Genomic DNA, 18851 nt, shown 5'->3' with positions numbered 1-18851 from the left:
GTCCAGCACTCGCACCCTGTGAGGTGATCGTCAGACGCCGAGGCACTCCGCCAGGCGGGCGAACGTGTCCTCGGGCGAGCTTCGTGACCGCTCCGACACAAACCCGTCGAGGGCAGGCCAGGCCCGGATCGCTGCGTCGACTTCCGGGTCGCTACCGGCCGCGTACAGTCCGGCCTGGATCATCATCTCGGACTTGTCGTAGGCGCCCATTCGCTGGCGCGCCAACCGTATGAGAGCATTCTCCTGTTCGTTGCAGGCGCCGGGAAGGCAGCGTGAGACTGAGCGCAGGACGTCAACGGCGGGAAACCGGCCACGTTCGGCAATCTGACGGTCCAGAACGATATGCCCGTCGAGAACCCCGCGAAGGATGTCGGCAATGGGCTCTTCCATGTCGGACCCTGCAACCAGCACGGTGAAAATGGCCGTGATGTCGCCGCCGCCTTTCGCCGCGCCCGGGCCGGCGCGCTCCGCAAGGGCCATGATCTGGTGCGCGACCGACGGTGGATAGCCCCGGAGCGAGGACGTTTCTCCCGAAGCCAGGGCGACTTCGCGGTGGGCCTCCGCAAACCGGGTGACAGAGTCCGCCAGGAAAAGCACATGCCGTCCCTGATCCCGGAAATGCTCCGCCACGCTCATCGCGGTCCAGAGGGCGCGACGTCGGGTGAGGGGCGGCTTGTCGGACGTCGCCGCGATCACCACAGACCTTGCAAGACCCTCGGGACCGAGTGTGTTCTCGACGAAATCCCGAACCTCCCGCCCCCGTTCTCCGACCAGCGCGATCACGGCCACATCCGTCTCCATACCGCGCGCCAACTGGCCCAAAAGCGTGGATTTTCCGACCCCGGAGCCAGAGAACACGCCGACGCGCTGACCGCGCACGAGCGGCAGGATCGTGTCGAACACGGCCAGGCCGGTTCCGATCCTCGCGCCGAAGGGGCGCCTTTGCGTGGCATTCGGCGCGGCAGCGCGGAGCGGCCTTTCGGAGGCGCCATGTGCGAGCCCGCACCCGTCCATCGGTTGCCCGTAGGGGTCGATGACGCGACCGATCCAATCGTCCGATGGCGCGATGGCCGGCGCGCCCATCAGGGTCACCGGATCGCCGATACGCACGCCATCGCCGGAGCCGTCGACAAGCACACGGACCCCCGCGTCGGAAATGTCGATGACCTCGCCCCCGAGCCGGCCATCCCGCGCGCTGAGGTGGATGGTGTCGCCCAGGGCGGCCTCCTGCTCCAATCCCTCGACAAGGATCGTGCCGCGCGCGGCTTGCGCAATTCTTCCCACGGACCGCACCGGCTTCAGCGTGCCGATTCCGTGCAGCAAGGTATCAAGGCTTCTGCCGTGCATTCTGCTCTCCCGGTTGTCGCACACAGTTTCTAAAGGAATCGGGGTTAAACCATCGTTGAAAGCCGTGGGAGAACCCCCGATGTTCCAAAATCTCGAGATATTTCGGCTCGCGCAGGGCATGGCCGAGCACGCCGCGTCGCGCCAGTCGGTCGTCGCCGGAAATATCGCCAACGCCGACACCCCGGGGTACCGTCAGCGCGATATTCCCGACTTTGCCGAGATCTGGCGGAACGACACCTCCGGCATCGGAATGCGCCGGACGCGGGACTCTCATCTGTCGCAGGCGCCGGGATCAGAACGTGCCCGGTCCTTCGCCGTCTCGGATGCACCCGCAGACCCCAATGGAAACACCGTTTCGCTGGAAACCGAGATCATCAAGTCAGCGGAAATCCGTCAGCAGCACGAAATTGCGCTCTCCATTTACCGAAGCGGATTGAGCGTTCTGCGTACCAGTCTCGGCCGGCGGTAGGAGATCAGGATTATGAGCGATCTTATGCAGTCGCTGGCGGTATCGGCCAGTGGAATGAGGGGGCAGGCCACCCGGCTTCGCCATGTCTCGGAGAACATCGCCAACGTCGATACGCCCGGATATCGGCGCAAGATTACGTCGTTTGAGACCGAACTGGCGTCCGGTGAGCGGGCGGGGCTGCTCCGAAATGGCCCGGTGACGCTGGACCAGACGGAGGCGACCCGGATCTTCGATCCCGCGCACCCGATGGCGGACGAGAGCGGGTACTACGACGGATCGAACGTGGACCTGCTGGTGGAGGTCGCCGACGCGCGCGAGGCGCAGCGAAGCTACGAGGCCAATCTCAAGATGTTCGACCAGGCGCGGCAGATGACGCTGAGCCTGCTCGAACTGATGCGAAAATAACAGGAGACCAGAATGGATATCCGAGCAGCTCAGGCCGGCCAGGCCTATTCCGCCGCAAAGCCGGCGCTTGCCGCCGCCACGGGGCAATCGAAGAACCCGGTGGCAGATGCAGCCACAAAGTTCGCGTCCGTCCTGCAGAATGCCGAAGCGACCGCCAAGGGCTCCGCCCTCGAAAGCGCGGATCCGCACGCGTTGGTGATGGCTTTGAGCCAGACGGAACTGGCTGTGGAAACGGCCGCCACGCTGCGGGATCGCGTCGTCGAAGCGTATCAGGAAATCCTCCGGATGCCGGTGTGATCCCATGAACGAGACGGTCTTCTACGACACGATGCGCGAGGGGCTCTGGACGGCGGTGACGATGTCCGTGCCGATCCTCTCGGTTGCCCTCGTGGCCGGGCTGAGCGTTGGCCTGTTCCAGGCTCTGACGTCGATCCAGGAAATGACGCTGACGTTCGTGCCGAAGCTGCTGGCCATCGTCCTGGTGTTCTGGGCGTCGATGGGCTTCATGACGCAGAGCCTCGTCAGCTTCTTCCACGGGAGCCTCCTCCCACTGATCCGGGCGTTCTGAGCGATGAGCGTGGGATATGTGACGCTCTCCCGGCAGACCGGGCTGATGCGCGAAATGCAGACGATCGCGAACAACATCGCCAACCTGTCGACGACGGGGTTCCGTCGCGAAGGCGTCGTGTTCTCAGAGCATATTGCCGCGACGCCGGGCCCGGGTGGGTCGGTGTCTATGGCAGCCGCACGGGCGCGCCATGTCGATCTCTCACAAGGGGCCGTGGAACCGACCGGCGGCGCGCTGGACCTCGCCATACAGGGCGAAGGCTTCTTCCAGGTTCAGACCCCTCAGGGCATGCGTCTCACGCGTGCGGGCGCCTTCATGCCGAACGAGGCTGGGGATCTGGTGACGCCGGAGGGGCACCTCGTGCTCGACGAAGGCGGAGCTCCGGTCTTCGTGCCGCCCGACAGCGGGTCCGTCGCCGTCGCGGCTGACGGAACGCTCAGCGCCGACGGCCGCCCGCTCGGCCGGATCGGGCTGTTCCGTCCGGCCGACCCCGCCGACCTCCAGTATCAGTCGGGAAGCCTGTTACAGGTCTCGGGCGAGCTCGAACCTGTCGACGACAGCACTGTCCGTCAGGGATTTCTTGAGGCCGCGAACGTCAACCCCGTCCGCGAGATCACCCGGATGATCGAGGTGCAGCGCGCCTATGAACTGGGCCAGTCCTTTTCCGAGCGTGAATCAGACCGCGTCTCGAAGGTCATCGAAACGCTAACCAGGTAGAAAACGGAAGCGATGCAGTCACTCAGTATAGCCGCCACCGGGATGACCGCCCAGCAGATGCGGGTCGATGTCATTTCCAACAACCTCGCCAACATGAGCACGACGGCCTACGACGCGCGCCGTGCGGAATTCACAGATCTGCATTACCAGCAGCTTGCCCGCCCCGGCACGATCAACGCCGCCGACGGAACAATCCTACCGACCGGCGTGCAGGTCGGTCTCGGGGTTCGGCCGTCCTCAGTCACGGTCTTGCAGAAGCAAGGGACGCTCACCGAAACAGGCGGCAATCTGGACGTCGCGATCGATGGCTCCGGCTACCTTGAGGTGACGCTTCCGAGTGGCGCATCGGCCTACACGCGCGATGGTGGTCTCAAGGTATCTCCGGACGGCCTGATCGTAACCTCCGAGGGTTTTCCGGTCGTGCCCGATATCACCATCCCGGACGATGCCAAGAGCATTTCGATCAGCCCGGAAGGCGAGGTCTTCGCGTATTTCGACGACCAGGTGGATGCGCAATCCCTGGGGGAGTTCTCCCTTGCCGATTTCTCGAACCCCAAGGGCCTGGAAGCGATCGGGTCCAACATGTTCCAGGAGACGGCCGCGTCGGGCCCGCCGATGGTCGCGGCCCCCGGCGAGGACGGGCTCGGCATGTTGCGCCAGGGATATCTGGAGGACAGCTCCGTCGATGCCGTTCGGCAAGTGACGGACCTCATCAAGGCGCAGCGCGGGTACGAACTGAATGCCAAGGTGATCACTGCGGCCGATCAGATGCTCGGCGCAACCACGCAGATCCGATGAGACGCACCCTTCTGATCCTATTTGGAACGATGGCTGCCATGCCGGGTCCGGGTGGCGCACAGACATTGGTCGCCGCCCATACGATCCGAAGCCACGCCGTCCTTTCGAGCGAAGACCTGTCAACGATCGAGGACTCCGTGGCCGGTGCCCTCCGGTCGCCAGCCGAAGCGGTCGGCATGGAGGCGCGGGTGGTGTTGTATGCGGGGCGCCCCATCCACCCGGAAGACATCGGCCCGCCCGCCGCGATCGAGCGAAATGAAACGGTGACGCTGCTCTACCGTTTTGGCGGTCTCACGATCACGGCGGAGGGGAGATCCCTTGCCCGTGCGGCCGCCGGCGAGACGGTCCGCGCGATGAACCTGGAATCCCGCGCCACGGTCACCGGTATGGTCGACGCCAGCGGGCAGATCTTCGTCGACGCCGCCAATCGGCGTCCCTGACACATTGAGAAAACCGGAACCACTCCCATGCGATTTGTTGCCACTCTCCTGTTGCTGACACTGACGCTCGCCGGATGCGCGCGCGTCACCGAGGTCGGCAAGCGGCCGGCGTTCACCCCGAACTCCAACACCTACGAACACCGCGCGATGTCGGTGATACCGCTGCCAGAAACCACGGAGCCTTTCCGCAAGTCCGATACGGCCTCTCTGTGGAGCAAGGACCGGCAATCGCTCCTCGGGGACCGTCGAGCCAGCAAGCGGGGCGACATCCTGACGGTGGTGATCGAGATCGACGACAAGGCGGAGATGTCGAACACCACCGCGCGCTCGCGCAGTTCGGGCGAACAGATGGGGGTCAGCGATCTTTTCGGCCTTCCGCAGAGGATCAACGAGAATATGCCTGCGGGATCGTCGATGGACCCCGCCGTCAAGGCGCATTCGAACAGTTCCTCCGAGGGCGACGGGTCTGTCAAACGGCGCGAGAAGCTGACGCTCCGCGTGGCTGCAACCGTGGTCGAGGTGCTTCAGAACGGTGTTCTTCAGATCAAAGGGAGTCAGGAAGTGCGGGTGAATTTCGAGATCCGCGAACTGCTCGTTTCCGGCTATGTGCGTCCCGAAGATATCACCCGGATGAATGAGGTGACTTACGACAAGATCGCCTCGGCCCGGATCTCCTACGGCGGGCGGGGCCAGCTCTCGGACGTTCAGCAACCCCGCTACGGTCAGCAGATCGCCGACATCATCCTGCCGTTCTGAGGAGGCACGCATGCGACTGCTTTTACCCGGAATTCTGGCCCTCGCGGGGGCCGGCGCGGGCCTCACGGCAGGCCATATCCTGAAGCCCGCCGAAGTCGCCGCAGAAACCGCAGTTCACGAGCATGGGACCCAGAATTTGTCCGACCATGCGCAGGACCCTGATTTGGCAACCGATCCTCACGGCCAAACGTCGGCGCATGGCGAGGCGCCGCATGGGGCGGTGTCCGGCACGGAGTTCGTGGATCTCAGCAACCGTTTCGTCGTCCCGATTCTGAAGGGCGGTCGGATGACGTCGATGGTCGTTCTGTCGCTTTCACTTGAAACGATGGTCGGAAGCCGGGAGGACGTCTTCGCGAAAGAGCCACGGATCCGGGATGCGTTGCTTCAAGTAATGTTCGACTACGCCAATGCCGGTGGGTTCGACGGCACCTACACCTCCACGCGAGCGCTGGATCATCTGCGGACGGCGCTTCGGGAGGAGGCTCGACAGATCGTCGGCGACTCCGTTCTGGACGTGCTGGTGACCGACATAGCGCGCCAGGATAGCTGAGGCGGGAGGCTTGCGGTTGGGACGGATACGCATCTCGGGCGTCGACCTGATAATTCTCGTCAAGGGCGCCGGAACCGATAAGCCGCCCCTGTCCCGCCATTGGCGGAGAACGCGCAGATCGTATCCTTACGCAGGTCCGGCATCCCGAGGGTTACGTGTCGGTTTTGTGCTGCCGCGTGGTGGCCCAAAAGCTGCGTATCGGTCAGCGCGCTGGCCCGCGCCGCAGCGACGCCGCCCGGTGCCGGGGTGCGGCGATATAACGGCGACAGAGCGCGGCACATGGACGACCGGGACGAAGTGATCGGACAGTACTTCTATCTGCGCGGGATCCAAGTGGTGGTCCCAATGCAGGACGTCCTAATGAACCGGGAGGGAGCGCCCGGGGATGATGAGGTGGGTCATGAACCTCTCGTTCATCCGGTCCATCGTTTGGGCGGTGTTGGAGGCATCCCTGACCAGCCGGTCATTAGGGTCGCTGCCCCAGCGAGCGCGGTGGATCTTGAATTGGTGCAGGATGACGTGATGCTTCCATCCGGCCAACAGGCATTTCGCCAATGGAAGAATGTCAGAGCTGTCGAATGGCGTGAGATCCCAACGGTTCAGAATAGCGGTCGTAGGCGTGCACCTGTCGCGTCGAGCCGGCCACCGCCATCCCTTCGGCGAGCCGTGCCGTCGCGCCTCCGGCGAAGCGGCCCAGATCCATGACATCCCCCGCGCACTTCACCCAGATGGCTTTGAACCAGCCTTGGATCCGCCGTTCCTGCGGCTTGAGCATCGTTGGAACCCGCCGCGCCCCACCCAGTGACTTATCGTGCAGTCGGGTCCAAGGCCGCGAGGCGAATGCGGCGTGGGGCAGGTCTGCTCGGAAACCGTCTTGCATCGCATCGACCCGTCTAAGGATTGCCTCTTCCATCACTCCGGGGCGGCCATTGAATGGCCATCACGTGCGGGATGGTTCAAGCCGGGTCGATGCGCAAAGGATGCCCTATGAACATTTATAACCGCTTGACGCTTTCGGGTGGAAAACCTAAGAAGCGCGGGCCGTAGGGGTATAGCTCAGCTGGTAGAGCGACGGTCTCCAAAACCGTAGGTCGCGGGTTCGAGCCCTGCTGCCCCTGCCAATCTCCGGAAATTGACTGTCACTGCGCACTGCCGAACCTGCTGTCGTTTGGTAAGCCGTTGGCATGGGACAGCCGCCTTTCCTTTGGGCGGGACCGAGGGACGGTCCCGTTGATTTGACTTCTTCCGGCCGGGCTTCTCGGCCAGAGGGAACGTCAGGCGCCGGGGCGGGCAGCGTAGACCGCCAGCATGTCGCTGATGAGCGTCGCCGCCGCCAGGGCGGTAATCTCCGAAACGTCGTAGGGCGGAGAGACTTCGACCAGGTCCATTCCTCTGAGGTCGATACCGGCCAAGCCGTAGAGCATCTCTTGCGCCTGATAGGTGGTAAGCCCCCCGATGACCGGGGTGCCGGTGCCGGGGGCGGCGGACGGGTCCAGCGCGTCGATGTCGAAGGTCAGGTAGCAGGGGCCGTCGCCAACGATCTCCCGAATGCGGCGGGCGATCTCGGCTGGCCCCTGTTGATGGACCTCCCGCGAGGAGATCACGTTGAACCCCAACGGGTCCGGGTTGTGGGTGCGGATCCCCACCTGCACCGAGCGCTCCGGAACGACCAGCCCCTCCCGCACCCCGTGCCAGAGCATCGTCCCGTGGTCGATCCGGTCGGGCTCGTCGGCCCACGTGTCGGTGTGGGCGTCGAATTGGATGACGTGCAGCGGGCCATGCTTTTCAGCGTGGGCTTGTAGCAGGGGATAAGTGATGAAGTGATCTCCGCCAATCGACAGGAGCGCGGTCTCCGTGGCCAGAATCTTCCGGGCCGTTGCCGCGATGGTGCCGGGAATATCCGCGGGCTTGCCCGGGTCGAACTCGCAGTCCCCGTAATCGACGATGGCGAGTTGCTCGTAAGGGTCCGTCTCCCATGGCCAGGGGCCGGACCAGGCGATGTTGGCCGAGGCCGTACGAACGCCACGCGGGCCGAACCGCGTTCCCGACCGGCCGGAGAGCGCCAGATCGTACGGCACACCTAGGATGGCAACGTCCGCGTTGGTCAGGTCGCGGGTGAAGCGGCGGCGCATGAAGCTAAGCGCGCCCGCGTAGGCGGCCTCCGGGATCGTTCCACGAAGGTCGTCGCGGGTGAAGGCGAGGTCTCCGGCGACCGGGGTGACGCTGCTGCTGTCTGACATGGGGGCGGGCTCTCCTGGCGCGTACATGTGGCGGATCATCGGTACGCCGCGGTGGGCAGAGTGGCAATCGCGATCCTCGGCGTTCCCGTTTCGACTGGGGAAACCATGATCTCCGGGGCGCCGCCTTACACGGACAGGTCCTCCACCGCCACGTTGACGGCCTTGCGGAACATCTGTTCGGCCGGTGTCGGCTGCGCGTCGGGGCGGGACATCAGGCCCACCGGCCCGACGGTAAGCGCCGTCTCGAACGGCAGGCGTACCAGCCGTCCATCGGCAATCTCCTTGGCGACGACACCGGCCGAGATGATCCAGACGGCATCCGTGGCGGCGGTGAAGTTCCGCCCGAAGGCCCCCGACACCGTTTCGATGCGATCCGGGATCTCACCCACGCCATGCGCCACCAGCACCCGTTCGATCAGCGGCCGGATCGCGGAGGCCTCCGGCGGAAAGATCACCGGCCATTCGCTTAGGCGCCGCATGTCCGGATCAGCGAGGAGGGGATGGCCGGGGCGGACGACGAATTCGACGTATTCGTTGTAGAGCTGCGTGAAGGAAATGCCCTGCATCGTGTCGGTCTGTCCCAGCCGGCCGATCACGAGGTCCAACCGTCCCTGTCGCAGCAGGTCAATCAGGTAGCCGTGCGGGCCATCGGTGATGCGCAGGGTAATTTCGGGCGCGAGGGTTCGGAAGCTGCGCACGACCTCCGGCATCAGGCGGGCGGCGACGCTCGGAAGCGCGCCGATGGAAAGCGTGATGCTTCCCCGGCTGCCGATCTGCTCCACCCCGTCCAGCCCTTGTTGGAGCGCTGCAACGCTCATCTCGGCGAAGTGCAGGAAGACCTCGCCCTGCCGGGTCAGCGCCACGCCCGCGCGGTTGCGGATCAGGAGCGCCGTGCCGAGGATTTCCTCCAACTCCTTCAACGTCTTGGAGATCGCCGGTTGGGTGAGCGAGAGCCGCTCAGCGGCGCGCTTGAGGCTCTTTTGCCGGACGATCTCCACGAAACACTGGATATGGCGGACCTTGATTCGACGGTCGATCATCAGAAACTTTCCAATTTCGGAAACTATCTCGTAAAATATCTCATTTTACATCGCCCTATCAACAAGTCATCGTTCATCCCGGGAGGAACGACATGCGCACACAGGTCTGCATCATCGGCGGTGGGCCCTCCGGGCTGCTGTTGTCGCAATTGTTGCACCGGAGAGGCATCGATACGGTCGTGCTGGAGCGGAGGACCCGCGAGCACGTCCTGAGCCGGATCCGGGCCGGGATTCTTGAGGTGGGGTTCGTCAACCTGATGCGGGAGGCCGGCGTGGCTGACCGGATGGACCGCGAGAGCTTCGTGCACGAGGGAACGGTGATCGCCTACGGCGACGAGATGTTCCACGTCAGCTTCCAGGAGCACACCGGGACAGACGTCATCGTTTACGGTCAGACGGAACTCACCCGGGACCTTTACGACGCGCGGGAGGCGGCGGGCGGCACGATCCTGTTCGATGTCGACAACGTCGTCATCAACGGGGCCGACACGGATGCGCCTTTCGTCACCTTTGAGCAGGACGGCCGTCAGGAGCGGATCGACTGCGATTTCGTCGCCGGCTGCGACGGCTTCCACGGCGTCAGCCGCCAGACGATCCCGCTGACGGTTCGGCGCGAATACGAGAAGGTCTACCCCTTCGGCTGGCTCGGCATCCTGTCGGAGACACCGCCGGTCCACGAAGAACTGATCTATTCGTGGTCGGAACGCGGCTTCGCGCTCTGCTCCATGCGCAACGCAAACCTGAGCCGCTACTACATCCAATGCTCACTGTCGGACAGCCCGGAAGATTGGAGCGACGAGAACTTCTGGGAGGAGCTGAAGCGGCGCATCCCGTCGGAGGCGGCCGAAAAGCTGGTGACCGGTCCCTCCATCGAAAAATCCATTGCGCCGCTCCGCAGCTTCGTGACCGAACCGATGCGGTGGGGCCGGCTGTTTCTGTGCGGGGATGCGGCGCACATCGTGCCGCCGACAGGGGCGAAAGGGCTGAACACGGCGGCCTCGGATGTCCATTACCTGTATCACGGCCTCGCGCAGTTCTACGAGGAGAAGGACAGCGAGGGGATCGACCGCTACTCCGAACGCGCGCTGGCGCGAATCTGGAAAGCGGAGCGGTTCAGCTGGGCCACGACCAACCTGCTGCACCGCTATCCCGACCAGTCGGACTTCGACCTGAAGATGCAACGGGCCGATATCGCCTTCCTGCGGGACAGCGAGGCGGCACAGAAAGTCTTTGCACAGAACTATGTGGGGCTCCCTTACTGATGTGGATGATACCGTCTTTTGGAACGAATGGCGTTCTGACGCCGGCTCCGGCGAATGGGGCTGGGCCCGGACGTGGTCTTGCAACCCAGTACGAACCGCCTGAAGCGGACGAAAAGACCCTCGGGCGTGACCCGGACCGGGCGTGGCACGCGTTCATGGCAATTCGCGCCAATCCGGCGAACCTGCTGCCCGAGAACCGGCATGTCTGAACGCTACGAAGCGGGCATGTCCGTTCGACGCAAGGTTCTGGGCGACGCGCACGTGGATCGTGCCGAGGCCGCCAAGACCGAATTCGACGCCCCGTTCCAGCAACTCATCACAGAGGGCGCCTGGGGCACCGTCTGGGCAGGGAATGGCATTACCCTGCGCGAGCGCTCCATGCTGACGCTGGCGCTGCTGGCGGCGACGGGGAACTTCGACGAGATTCCCATGCACATTCGCGCCACGGTCCGCACGGGTGCCAGTCGGGAGGACGTGGTCGAGGCGTTCCAGCATGTGGCGATCTATGCCGGTGTGCCGCGCGCCAACCACGCACTGAAGCTCGCGAAACAGACCTACGCCGAGATGGACGAAGAGTGACCGGGGCGCCGCAGCCCACCCGAGGAGGAGACCCACATGACGACGCCCGCCGAGTTCTATGAACGCGACCGCGCCTGGCACCCGCCGGCGCAGACGCCGATCTACAAGACCAGCGTCACCCGCTCGCCCCAATACGCCCTCCTGAGCCTGCAGCAATCGGTGAGCGAGATCACCGGCCCGACCTTCGGCCACACCGACATCGACCCGCTCGACCGCGACCTGATCCACAACTACGCGAAGGACGGCGGCAGCGCGATCGGCGAGCGGATCATCCTTCACGGCAGGGTGCTGGACGAGAACGCCCGCCCGATCCCGAACACGCTGGTAGAGATCTGGCAGGCCAATGCCGGCGGGCGCTACCGGCACAAGAAGGACACCTACCTCGCTCCCATCGACCCCAATTTCGGCGGCTGCGGGCGCACGCTGACGGACGAGAACGGCCATTACTACTTCCGCACGGTGAAGCCCGGCGCCTATCCGTGGCGGAACTACGTGAATTCGTGGCGGCCGGCGCATATCCACATGTCGATCTTCGGCACCGCCTTTTGCCAGCGACTTATCACGCAGTGCTATTTCGAGGGCGACCCGCTGATCGAGCGCTGCCCGATCGTGAATACGATCCCCGACATGGCCGCGCAGGGCCAGCTCGTCGCGGCGCTCGACATGAACGCGACGATCCCGCTCGATACCATCGCCTACAAGTTCGACATCGTGCTGCGCGGCCGCCGCTCGACGATGTTCGAGAACCGTCTGGATGGGAACTGACACGTTTCCGGGCGAAGTCGGTGCCGCCTTGGCGGTGCGGAAACGTGACATAGGAGATTCCATCATGGTGCAGAAACTCGACTATTTGAAAGAGACCCCCTCCCAGACCGCCGGCCCCTACGTCCACATCGGCCTTGCGCCGGGCGCGGCGGGGTTCGACATCTACCAGCAGGAACTGGGCTGGGATATCGCAGGACCGAATGCCAAGGGCGAGCGTATCCGCGTGGAGGGGATCGTGATCGACGCGACCGGCTCGCCCGTCAAGGACGTGATGCTGGAGGCCTGGCAGGCCAATTCCGAAGGCGTCTACGCGCATCCCGAGAGCCCGGGCGAGGTGGAGGAGGGGTTCCGCGGCTGGGGCCGCGTCATCACCGACTTCGAGACTGGCGAATGGGGTTTCGACACGATCAAGCCGGGGCCGGTGGCCGCTCGCGCCGCCATGGGGGGCGAAGTTCGCCCGGCCGCCGACGAAGAATTGCAAGACGCCTACGGACGTGGCCACGCCGGACTGCGCCAGATGGCGCCACACATTAACCTCTGGATCGTGGCGCGCGGCATCAACATCGGGCTCAACACGCGGATCTACTTCGAGGATGAGGCGGAGGCGAACGCCGAGGATCCGGTGATGAACCTGATCGAATGGGAACGCCGGCGCAAAACCCTGATTGCCACCCGTACGCTGCGTGATGGCTTGCCGGTCTACCGTTTCGACATCAAGCTGCAGGGCGAGGACGAGACCGTCTTCTTCGACATCTGACCTGGTCCGGCCAAGGGCCGGTCGAAACGAGAGACCCGGGACACACCCCATGACGAAACCCTGTATCATCTGCGTTGCCATTACCGGCTCGGTTGCCACGAAGGACAACAATCCGGCGGTGCCGATCACCGTGGCGGAGCAGGTGGAGAGCGTGCACGAGGCCTTCGAGGCCGGCGCGACCATCGCCCACTGCCATGTGCGCAATGACGACGGCACCCCGAGTTCGGACCCGGAGAAGTTTGCGCGGCTGAAGGAAGGGCTGGAGGCGCATTGCCCCGGCATCATCATCCAGTTCTCCACCGGTGGCCGCTCGGGGGCGGGGCGGGCCAGGGGCGGGATGCTGCCGCTTCGGCCGGACATGGCGTCGCTGTCGGTCGGCTCCAACAATTTCCCCACCCGCGTCTACGAAAACCCGCCCGATCTGGTGGACTGGCTCGCCAGCGAGATGCGCACCTATGGCGTCAAGCCGGAGGTCGAGGCCTTCGACCTGTCGCACATCTTCCAGGCGGTCGCGATGAACCGCGACGGGCGCGTTCCGGGCAAGCTCTATGTCCAGTTCGTCATGGGTGTGAAGAATGCGATGCCGGTGGATCGGGAGGTCTTCGATTTCTACATCAAGACGGTAGAGCGGCTGGCGCCGGAGGCGGAATGGTGCGCCGCCGGGATCGGGCGCCATCAGATCACGCTGAACGAGTGGAGCATTGCTGCCGGCGGTCACACTCGCACGGGCCTCGAAGACAACGTCAGGCTGGACCGCGACACCCTGGCCCCTTCCAACGCGGCGCTGGTTCGGCGGGCTGCGGAGCTCTGCGAGAAATACGAGCGCCCGGTGGCGTCGTGGCAGCAGGCACGCGAGATTTTGGGCCTGCGCTTGCCGGGATGACGTGCCGATGCTGGTGAACCTCACGACGAGTGCAACCTACGAGGGCCTGTTCGGTGACCCGGAACTTGCCGCCTTGCTCGACGGCAAGAGCGAGATCGGCGCGATGCTGGAGGTCGAACGGGCCTTGGCGCGGGTGCAGGGAAGGCTCGGCGTGATCCCGGAGGCAGCGGCGGAAGGGATCGACGAACATCTGGCTTGCATCGATCTCGAGCCCGAGGATCTGCGCCAGCGCACTGCGGCGGACGGCGTGCCGGTTCCCGCGCTTCTGGATATTGTCCGCGCGTGCATTCCCGAAGACGCCGCCGACTGGCTGCATTGGGGCGCGACCAGTCAGGACATCGCAGATACCGCGATGGTGCTGCAGCTTCGCGCGTGTCTCGACCTGTTGGAGGGTCGCCTTGCTGGGGTGATCGACGATCTGAAAGCTAAGTCGCACACGCACGAGGATCTTGTGATGGCCGCGCGAACGCGGGGGCAAGTGGCGACACCGATCACCTTCGGGCTAAAGCTTGCCCGCTGGGCGCAGCCCCTGATAGACGCCGAAGCCGCTCTGCCGGCGGTCCGGGTGCATGCGCTTCGCGTGCAGTTTGGCGGCGCGGCGGGGGCGAACACGGCTATTGCCCCCTACGGTCCGTCCATTTCCGAGACGCTCGCGGCGGAGCTCGACCTTGCCGACAGCCCGCCTTGGCACACTGCCCGTGGCGGCATACTGGAGGCGGCTGGTTGGTTGGCCTCTGTTGTTGCGGGCCTGTCGAAATTCGGTTCCGACCTGATCCTGCTCGGCCGTTCCGAAATTGGCGAGGTTCGCGCCGGAGACGGTGGTGGCTCCTCCACCATGCCGCAAAAGGCAAATCCGGTGGCGGCGGAGGCCGTCTTCACGCTTGGTCGGCTGGCCACCTCCTTACACGGGGGCCTTCTTGCTGCGGCGGCGCCGGCCGAGGAGCGGGACGGGGCGGCATGGGCGCTCGAATGGATCCTGCTGCCGCAACTTCTGCTCGCCTGCGGCGCGGCTCTGCGCCACGCTCGCGCGCTCGCTGACAGCCTGATCCCCAACCCGGAAGCCATGCGCCGTACACTCGACGCGCAACCCGGCTCCATGGCGGAAGCGGCCAGTTTCGCGCTGGCGCGGGAGTGCTCCCGGAGCGAGGCGAAGGCCCTCGTTCGCGCGGCTCTGTCCGCGCCGGAGGGGTTTGCAGCTGCGCTTGCAGAAAAGGTCCCCGCCGTCGATTGGGACAGTGTCCTCGATCCGGCGAGCGTCGTGCCCGCGAGCCACGCCGAAGCCGAGCGTATCTGGGCGACGAGGCGATAGACAAATACAGTTATGTAGTATAACAATGTTGGCGTATCACCTTCTGCCGCCGGTTAGGCGGAAAAGATGATCCAAAGGGAGGACATCATGATCAATCGTTCATTCATCCGAGTCGCCGGAGTCGCTGCCGCGCTCGCACTCGGTTTCACTGCCACCGGTGGACTTGCGGCGGAGGTGACCCTGCGCATGCACCAGTTCCTGCCGGCGCAAGCAAACCCGCCGACGAACATCCTTGTGCCCTGGGCGGAAAAGATCGAGGCCGAATCGGGTGGACGGATCGAGATCCAGCACTTTCCGGCCATGCAGCTTGGTGGAAAGCCGCCTGAACTGATCGACCAAGTGATCGACGGCGTCGCCGATATCGTGTGGACTTTGCCCGGCTACACGCCCGGCCGCTTCCCCCGCACCGAGGTTTTCGAGCTTCCCTTTACCATGACCAACGCCGAAGCGGTGTCGCGCGCCTACTGGGCGCTGGCCGAAGAGACGATGTTCGACGAGGATTTCAAGGATGTGAAGGTCCTCGGCCTCTGGGTTCACGGGCCGGGTATCATCCATTCCAAGGAGCCGATCGGATCGCTGGCTGACCTCAACGGCGTGAAACTTCGGGCGCCGACCCGCGTGACCAATCAGATGTTCGCCAACTTTGGGGCGACCCCGGTGGGCATGCCGATCCCGGCCGTCCCGGAAGCGCTCTCCAAGGGGGTGATCGACGCCACCGTCATTCCGTGGGAAATTACCGGTGCGTTGAAAATTAATGAACTGGTGAAAAACCACACCACGTTCGGCGACGACACGCTCTACACCGCGACCTTTGTCTTCGCGATGAACAAGGACAAGTACGAGTCGCTGCCCGACGACCTGAAGGCCGTGATTGACGCCAACTCCGGTCTCGAATTCTCCGCCTTCGCCGGAAAGCAGATGCAGGCCGACGATGCCGGCCCGCGGGATGCCGCGATCGCCGATGGCGCGACCGTCATCGAGCTGACGCCGGAGCAAGTCGAAGAATGGAAAACCGCGGCCCAGCCAACCATCGACTCCTGGATCGAGGAAATGGACCAGAAGGGGATCGACGGCACCGGTTTGCGCCAGCGCGCGCTGGAGCTGATCGAGGAAAACACCTCCTCCATGTAAGTCCGCGACCTCCGGGCGGGCGCTGCCCGCCCGGAAGCCCTTGATCCATTCCGTCTTCCTTCGGGAGATTTCCCATGTTGCTCACCCTCATGGAACGCCTCGGGCGTCTCATGGCGATCCTTGGCGGTCTTGTGCTGACGGCGCTCGTGCTTCTGACCTGCATCAGCGTGCTAGGCCGCGGTCTGAACACGCTCGCCCATTCCGCCTTCCTCACCTCCATGTCCGAAGGCGCGTCGCGGGCACTGCTCGCCACGGGCGTGGGACCGGTCGCTGGCGATTTCGAACTGGTCGAAGCCGGCGTCGCCTTTGCCATTTTCGCCTTCCTGCCGATCTGCCAGCTCCACGGCGGTCACGCCACGGTGGACATTTTCGCGGCGAAGTATCCGCGCTGGTTGAACCGCCTGCTGGTCACGCTCTGGGAAGTCGCGCTGAGTGCCGTGATCCTGCTCATCACCTGGCGTCTGTTTGTCGGTATGGAAGACAAGCTGCGTTATGGTGAGACGACCTTCCTTCTGCAGTTCCCGGTGTGGTGGGCCTATGGGGCGAGCTTCGTTGCCGCCCTCGCGGCCTCGGTCGTCGCGATCTACTGCGCCGTTGCTCGGGTGATCGAGTTCTTCACCGGCCGCAGCTACATGCCCTATTCGGAAGGAGCGCTCCATTGAGCATGCTCGAGCTTGGATACTGGTCCTTCCCGGTCCTTCTTCTCCTGATCTTCCTGCGGGCCCCGATCGGATTGGCAATGATGATCTGCGGCCTCGGCGGGCTCTACTTCGCCATGGGCGGGCCCAACATGTTCCTCAGCAAGCTCAAGAGCGAGACCTATTCGACCTTCTCGAGCTATTCGCTGTCCATCATCCCGATGTTTCTGCTCATGGGCCAGTTCGCGACGCTGTCGGGCATGTCCTCGGCACTCTTCAAGGCCGCCGAAAGCTGGCTGGGGCACCGCAAGGGCGGGGTCGCGATGGCCGCCGTGGGGGCTTGTGCCGGCTTCGGTGCGATCTGCGGCTCCTCGCTCGCGACGGCGGCCACGATGGGCCGCGTGGCTCTGCCGGAATTGCGCCGCTATGGCTACTCGGGGGGCTTCTCCACCGCAACGCTGGCCGCAGGCGGCACGCTGGGCATTCTCATCCCGCCCTCCGTCATCCTGGTGATCTATGCCATCCTGACGGAGCAGAACATTGCCAAGCTGTTCCTTGCGGCCTTCGTGCCCGGGCTTCTGGCCGCGCTCGGCTACGTCATCACCATCTCGCTCTATGTCCGTGTGTTCCCCGCCGCCGCGGGAACCCGAGAGCCGGTTACATACCCCGAGCGCGTCCGTGCCCTGATCGACGTTTGGCCCGTGCTGCTCGTCTTCGCGCTCGTGGTCGGCGGCATCTACGTAGGTTGGTTCACCCCGACCGAGGGCGCGGCCGTCGGCGCGGCGGGAACCGGGCTGATCGCGCTGGTTTCCGGCAACCTTGGTTGGCGGGTCTTCATGGAGGCCATCATTCACACGGCCATGAGCACGGCGATGATCTTCTTCATCGTTCTCGGGGCGGGCTTCTACAACAGCTTCCTGGCACTGAGCCAGGTGCCCCAGGAGCTGTCGAGCTGGGTGGTCGGACAGGGGTTCAGCCCCTGGACGGTGCTGACGTTGATCCTCGTCTTCTACCTCGTCTTCGGCTGCCTGATGGATTCGCTCAGCATGATCCTGTTGACGATCCCAATCTTCTTCCCGGTGGTCAGCGCGATGGACTACGGCATGAGCCCGGAGCACATGGCAATTTGGTTCGGCATCCTGGTGCTGATCGTCGTGGAGGTCGGCCTGATCACGCCGCCGGTGGGGATGAACCTGTTCATCATCAACGCGATGGACCGGCAGACGGCCATGAAGGATACCTACAAGGCGGTGATCTGGTTCGTCAGTTCGGACATCATCCGCGTCGCGATCCTGGTCCTGTTCCCGGCCATAACACTGTTCTTGCTGCCTGACTGATGGCCCCCCGAACGGGGACTCGGCAGACCAGTCAGCATTCATTAGATATGAGGCATAACAATGATTAATGACAACGAAACTGGAGCGGCGCCATGAAGGTCGCGGGAGAGGCAGCCATCGTCACCGGAGCCGCCAGCGGCCTCGGGGCGGCGACGGCGCGCCACCTGGCGGCGCAGGGGGGCAAGGTGGCCGTGCTGGATTTCGACGCGGCCGGAGCCAACACCGTGGCGGAAGAAATCGGCGGCGTCGCGGTGCAGGTCGACGTGTCCGACGCGGATGCCGTGGGTGCGGCCGTCGATGCCGCTTGCGAGAGGCTCGGCCGGGTGCCGCGGATCGCCGTCAACTGCGCCGGGGTGGGGCTTGCGGCACGGATCGTGGGGCGGGAGGGGAAGCTCTCATTCGACGTCTTTGAACGGACGCTGCGGGTGAACCTTTTCGGCACCTACAACGTGATGAGCCATGCCGCCCGCCGTATGGCGGAGTTGGACCCGCTGGAGACGACCGAGCGCGGGGTGATCGTCAACACGGCTTCCGTCGCCTATCAGGACGGGCAGGTGGGGCAGGCAGCTTATGCGGCCTCAAAGGGCGCCATCGCCTCTATGTGCCTGCCCGCGGCGCGGGAATTCGCCCGCCACGGAATCCGGGTCGTCGCGATTGCGCCGGGCCTTTTCCATACGCCGATGATGGAGGGGCTGCCGCCGGAGGTGACGGAAAAAATCACCGCCGACATCCCCTTTCCCGCGCGTCTCGGAGAGCCGCGCGAATACGCCCTGCTGGCCGAACAGATCATCACCAACCCGTTTCTGAACGGGACCACCATCCGGCTCGACGGCGCCGTGCGCCTGCCGCCACGCTGAGGA

At 64.5% G+C, this 18851-nt stretch carries 24 protein-coding genes and 1 tRNA gene; 20 read left to right on the top strand and 5 right to left on the bottom strand.

What is annotated here, in order from left to right; all coding sequences use genetic code 11:
• Positions 1 to 30: 30 nt before the first annotated feature.
• Complete coding sequence (locus tag BM075_RS19685; RefSeq protein ID WP_093362417.1) at positions 31 to 1347, bottom strand: FliI/YscN family ATPase; 1317 nt, start codon at positions 1345 to 1347, stop codon at positions 31 to 33.
• Between the two features lie 79 nt (positions 1348 to 1426).
• Between BM075_RS19685 and BM075_RS19680 the strand changes: the two genes are divergently transcribed.
• From BM075_RS19680 to BM075_RS19640, 9 genes are read left to right on the top strand one after another with little or no spacing between them, the layout of a single operon-like run.
• Positions 1427 to 1816, top strand: coding sequence for a FlgB family protein (locus BM075_RS19680; RefSeq protein WP_093362416.1), 390 nt, complete (start codon positions 1427 to 1429; stop codon positions 1814 to 1816).
• 12 nt (positions 1817 to 1828) lie between these two features.
• Positions 1829 to 2221, top strand: coding sequence for a flagellar basal body rod protein FlgC (gene flgC, locus BM075_RS19675; RefSeq protein ID WP_093362415.1), 393 nt, complete (start codon positions 1829 to 1831; stop codon positions 2219 to 2221).
• 12 nt (positions 2222 to 2233) lie between these two features.
• Positions 2234 to 2518 carry a flagellar hook-basal body complex protein FliE gene (gene fliE / locus BM075_RS19670; protein WP_093362414.1) on the top strand — a complete coding sequence of 95 codons (285 nt, stop codon included), beginning with the start codon at positions 2234 to 2236 and terminating at the stop codon, positions 2516 to 2518.
• 4 nt (positions 2519 to 2522) lie between these two features.
• Positions 2523 to 2789, top strand: coding sequence for a flagellar biosynthetic protein FliQ (locus BM075_RS19665; RefSeq protein ID WP_093362413.1), 267 nt, complete (start codon positions 2523 to 2525; stop codon positions 2787 to 2789).
• Positions 2790 to 2792: 3 nt separating this feature from the next.
• The gene (locus BM075_RS19660; protein WP_093362412.1) at positions 2793 to 3506 is read left to right on the top strand and encodes a flagellar hook-basal body complex protein; all 714 of its coding nucleotides are present in this window, start codon (positions 2793 to 2795) and stop codon (positions 3504 to 3506) included.
• 12 nt (positions 3507 to 3518) lie between these two features.
• Positions 3519 to 4304, top strand: a complete 786-nt coding sequence (gene flgG, locus BM075_RS19655; protein ID WP_093362411.1) for a flagellar basal-body rod protein FlgG — start codon at positions 3519 to 3521, stop codon at positions 4302 to 4304.
• Entirely contained in the window at positions 4301 to 4744 is a 444-nt protein-coding gene (flgA, locus tag BM075_RS19650; protein WP_093362410.1) for a flagellar basal body P-ring formation chaperone FlgA, read from the top strand. The genes flgG and flgA overlap by 4 nt, the downstream gene beginning before the upstream one ends.
• Before the next feature lie 27 nt (positions 4745 to 4771).
• Positions 4772 to 5500: a flagellar basal body L-ring protein FlgH gene (gene flgH, locus BM075_RS19645; protein ID WP_093362409.1), complete on the top strand. Its 729-nt coding sequence runs from the start codon at positions 4772 to 4774 to the stop codon at positions 5498 to 5500.
• Positions 5501 to 5510: 10 nt separating this feature from the next.
• Positions 5511 to 6050: a flagellar basal body-associated FliL family protein gene (locus BM075_RS19640; RefSeq protein ID WP_093362408.1), complete on the top strand. Its 540-nt coding sequence runs from the start codon at positions 5511 to 5513 to the stop codon at positions 6048 to 6050.
• A 357-nt stretch (positions 6051 to 6407) separates the two neighbouring features.
• Here BM075_RS19640 and BM075_RS19635 read toward each other — a convergent pair whose 3' ends face one another.
• Positions 6408 to 6590 (bottom strand): hypothetical protein, encoded by a 183-nt coding sequence (locus BM075_RS19635; protein WP_093362407.1) that lies wholly within the window; start codon positions 6588 to 6590, stop codon positions 6408 to 6410.
• A 25-nt stretch (positions 6591 to 6615) separates the two neighbouring features.
• Positions 6616 to 6825: a hypothetical protein gene (locus BM075_RS19630; RefSeq protein ID WP_093362406.1), complete on the bottom strand. Its 210-nt coding sequence runs from the start codon at positions 6823 to 6825 to the stop codon at positions 6616 to 6618.
• Between the two features lie 270 nt (positions 6826 to 7095).
• On the opposite strand from BM075_RS19630, the gene BM075_RS19625 reads away from it, so the two are divergent.
• Positions 7096 to 7171 (top strand) — tRNA-Trp (locus tag BM075_RS19625).
• Between the two features lie 153 nt (positions 7172 to 7324).
• On the opposite strand, the gene speB is transcribed toward BM075_RS19625, so the two are convergent.
• Together speB and pcaQ are read right to left on the bottom strand one after the other, a co-directional pair.
• The gene (speB, locus tag BM075_RS19620; RefSeq protein ID WP_093362405.1) at positions 7325 to 8290 is read right to left on the bottom strand and encodes an agmatinase; all 966 of its coding nucleotides are present in this window, start codon (positions 8288 to 8290) and stop codon (positions 7325 to 7327) included.
• 125 nt (positions 8291 to 8415) lie between these two features.
• Positions 8416 to 9330 carry a pca operon transcription factor PcaQ gene (gene pcaQ / locus BM075_RS19615; protein ID WP_093362404.1) on the bottom strand — a complete coding sequence of 305 codons (915 nt, stop codon included), beginning with the start codon at positions 9328 to 9330 and terminating at the stop codon, positions 8416 to 8418.
• 92 nt (positions 9331 to 9422) lie between these two features.
• On the opposite strand from pcaQ, the gene pobA reads away from it, so the two are divergent.
• The 10 genes from pobA to BM075_RS19560 all read left to right on the top strand — a co-directional run bounded on the left by pobA (position 9423) and on the right by BM075_RS19560 (position 18848).
• Positions 9423 to 10592, top strand: a complete 1170-nt coding sequence (gene pobA, locus BM075_RS19610; protein ID WP_093362403.1) for a 4-hydroxybenzoate 3-monooxygenase — start codon at positions 9423 to 9425, stop codon at positions 10590 to 10592.
• Positions 10593 to 10793: 201 nt separating this feature from the next.
• Positions 10794 to 11171: a 4-carboxymuconolactone decarboxylase gene (gene pcaC, locus BM075_RS19600; protein WP_093362401.1), complete on the top strand. Its 378-nt coding sequence runs from the start codon at positions 10794 to 10796 to the stop codon at positions 11169 to 11171.
• Between the two features lie 36 nt (positions 11172 to 11207).
• Entirely contained in the window at positions 11208 to 11936 is a 729-nt protein-coding gene (pcaH, locus tag BM075_RS19595) for a protocatechuate 3,4-dioxygenase subunit beta (RefSeq protein WP_093362400.1), read from the top strand.
• Positions 11937 to 12000: 64 nt separating this feature from the next.
• Positions 12001 to 12693 carry a protocatechuate 3,4-dioxygenase subunit alpha gene (locus BM075_RS19590; protein WP_093362399.1) on the top strand — a complete coding sequence of 231 codons (693 nt, stop codon included), beginning with the start codon at positions 12001 to 12003 and terminating at the stop codon, positions 12691 to 12693.
• A gap of 49 nt (positions 12694 to 12742) precedes the next feature.
• On the top strand, positions 12743 to 13576 hold the full coding sequence (locus tag BM075_RS19585) for a 3-oxoadipate:acetyl-CoA acetyltransferase (RefSeq protein ID WP_093362398.1): 834 nt from the start codon (positions 12743 to 12745) through the stop codon (positions 13574 to 13576).
• Positions 13577 to 13583: 7 nt separating this feature from the next.
• A complete protein-coding gene (locus BM075_RS19580; RefSeq protein WP_093362397.1) occupies positions 13584 to 14885 on the top strand; it encodes a lyase family protein in 1302 nt (433 codons plus the stop codon).
• An 87-nt stretch (positions 14886 to 14972) separates the two neighbouring features.
• Positions 14973 to 16016 (top strand): TRAP transporter substrate-binding protein, encoded by a 1044-nt coding sequence (locus BM075_RS19575; RefSeq protein WP_093362477.1) that lies wholly within the window; start codon positions 14973 to 14975, stop codon positions 16014 to 16016.
• Between the two features lie 74 nt (positions 16017 to 16090).
• Positions 16091 to 16678, top strand: a complete 588-nt coding sequence (locus BM075_RS19570; RefSeq protein ID WP_093362396.1) for a TRAP transporter small permease — start codon at positions 16091 to 16093, stop codon at positions 16676 to 16678.
• Complete coding sequence (locus tag BM075_RS19565; RefSeq protein WP_093362395.1) at positions 16675 to 17991, top strand: TRAP transporter large permease; 1317 nt, start codon at positions 16675 to 16677, stop codon at positions 17989 to 17991. Before BM075_RS19570 ends, BM075_RS19565 begins: the two co-directional genes overlap by 4 nt.
• 92 nt (positions 17992 to 18083) lie before the next feature.
• The gene (locus BM075_RS19560) at positions 18084 to 18848 is read left to right on the top strand and encodes an SDR family NAD(P)-dependent oxidoreductase (RefSeq protein ID WP_093362394.1); all 765 of its coding nucleotides are present in this window, start codon (positions 18084 to 18086) and stop codon (positions 18846 to 18848) included.
• Positions 18849 to 18851 lie beyond the last annotated feature (3 nt).

It is taken from the genome of Tropicimonas isoalkanivorans (assembly GCF_900112335.1).
GTDB classification, from domain to species: Bacteria; Pseudomonadota; Alphaproteobacteria; order Rhodobacterales; family Rhodobacteraceae; genus Tropicimonas; species Tropicimonas isoalkanivorans.
This window is presented reverse-complemented; position numbering and strand designations above follow the sequence as displayed.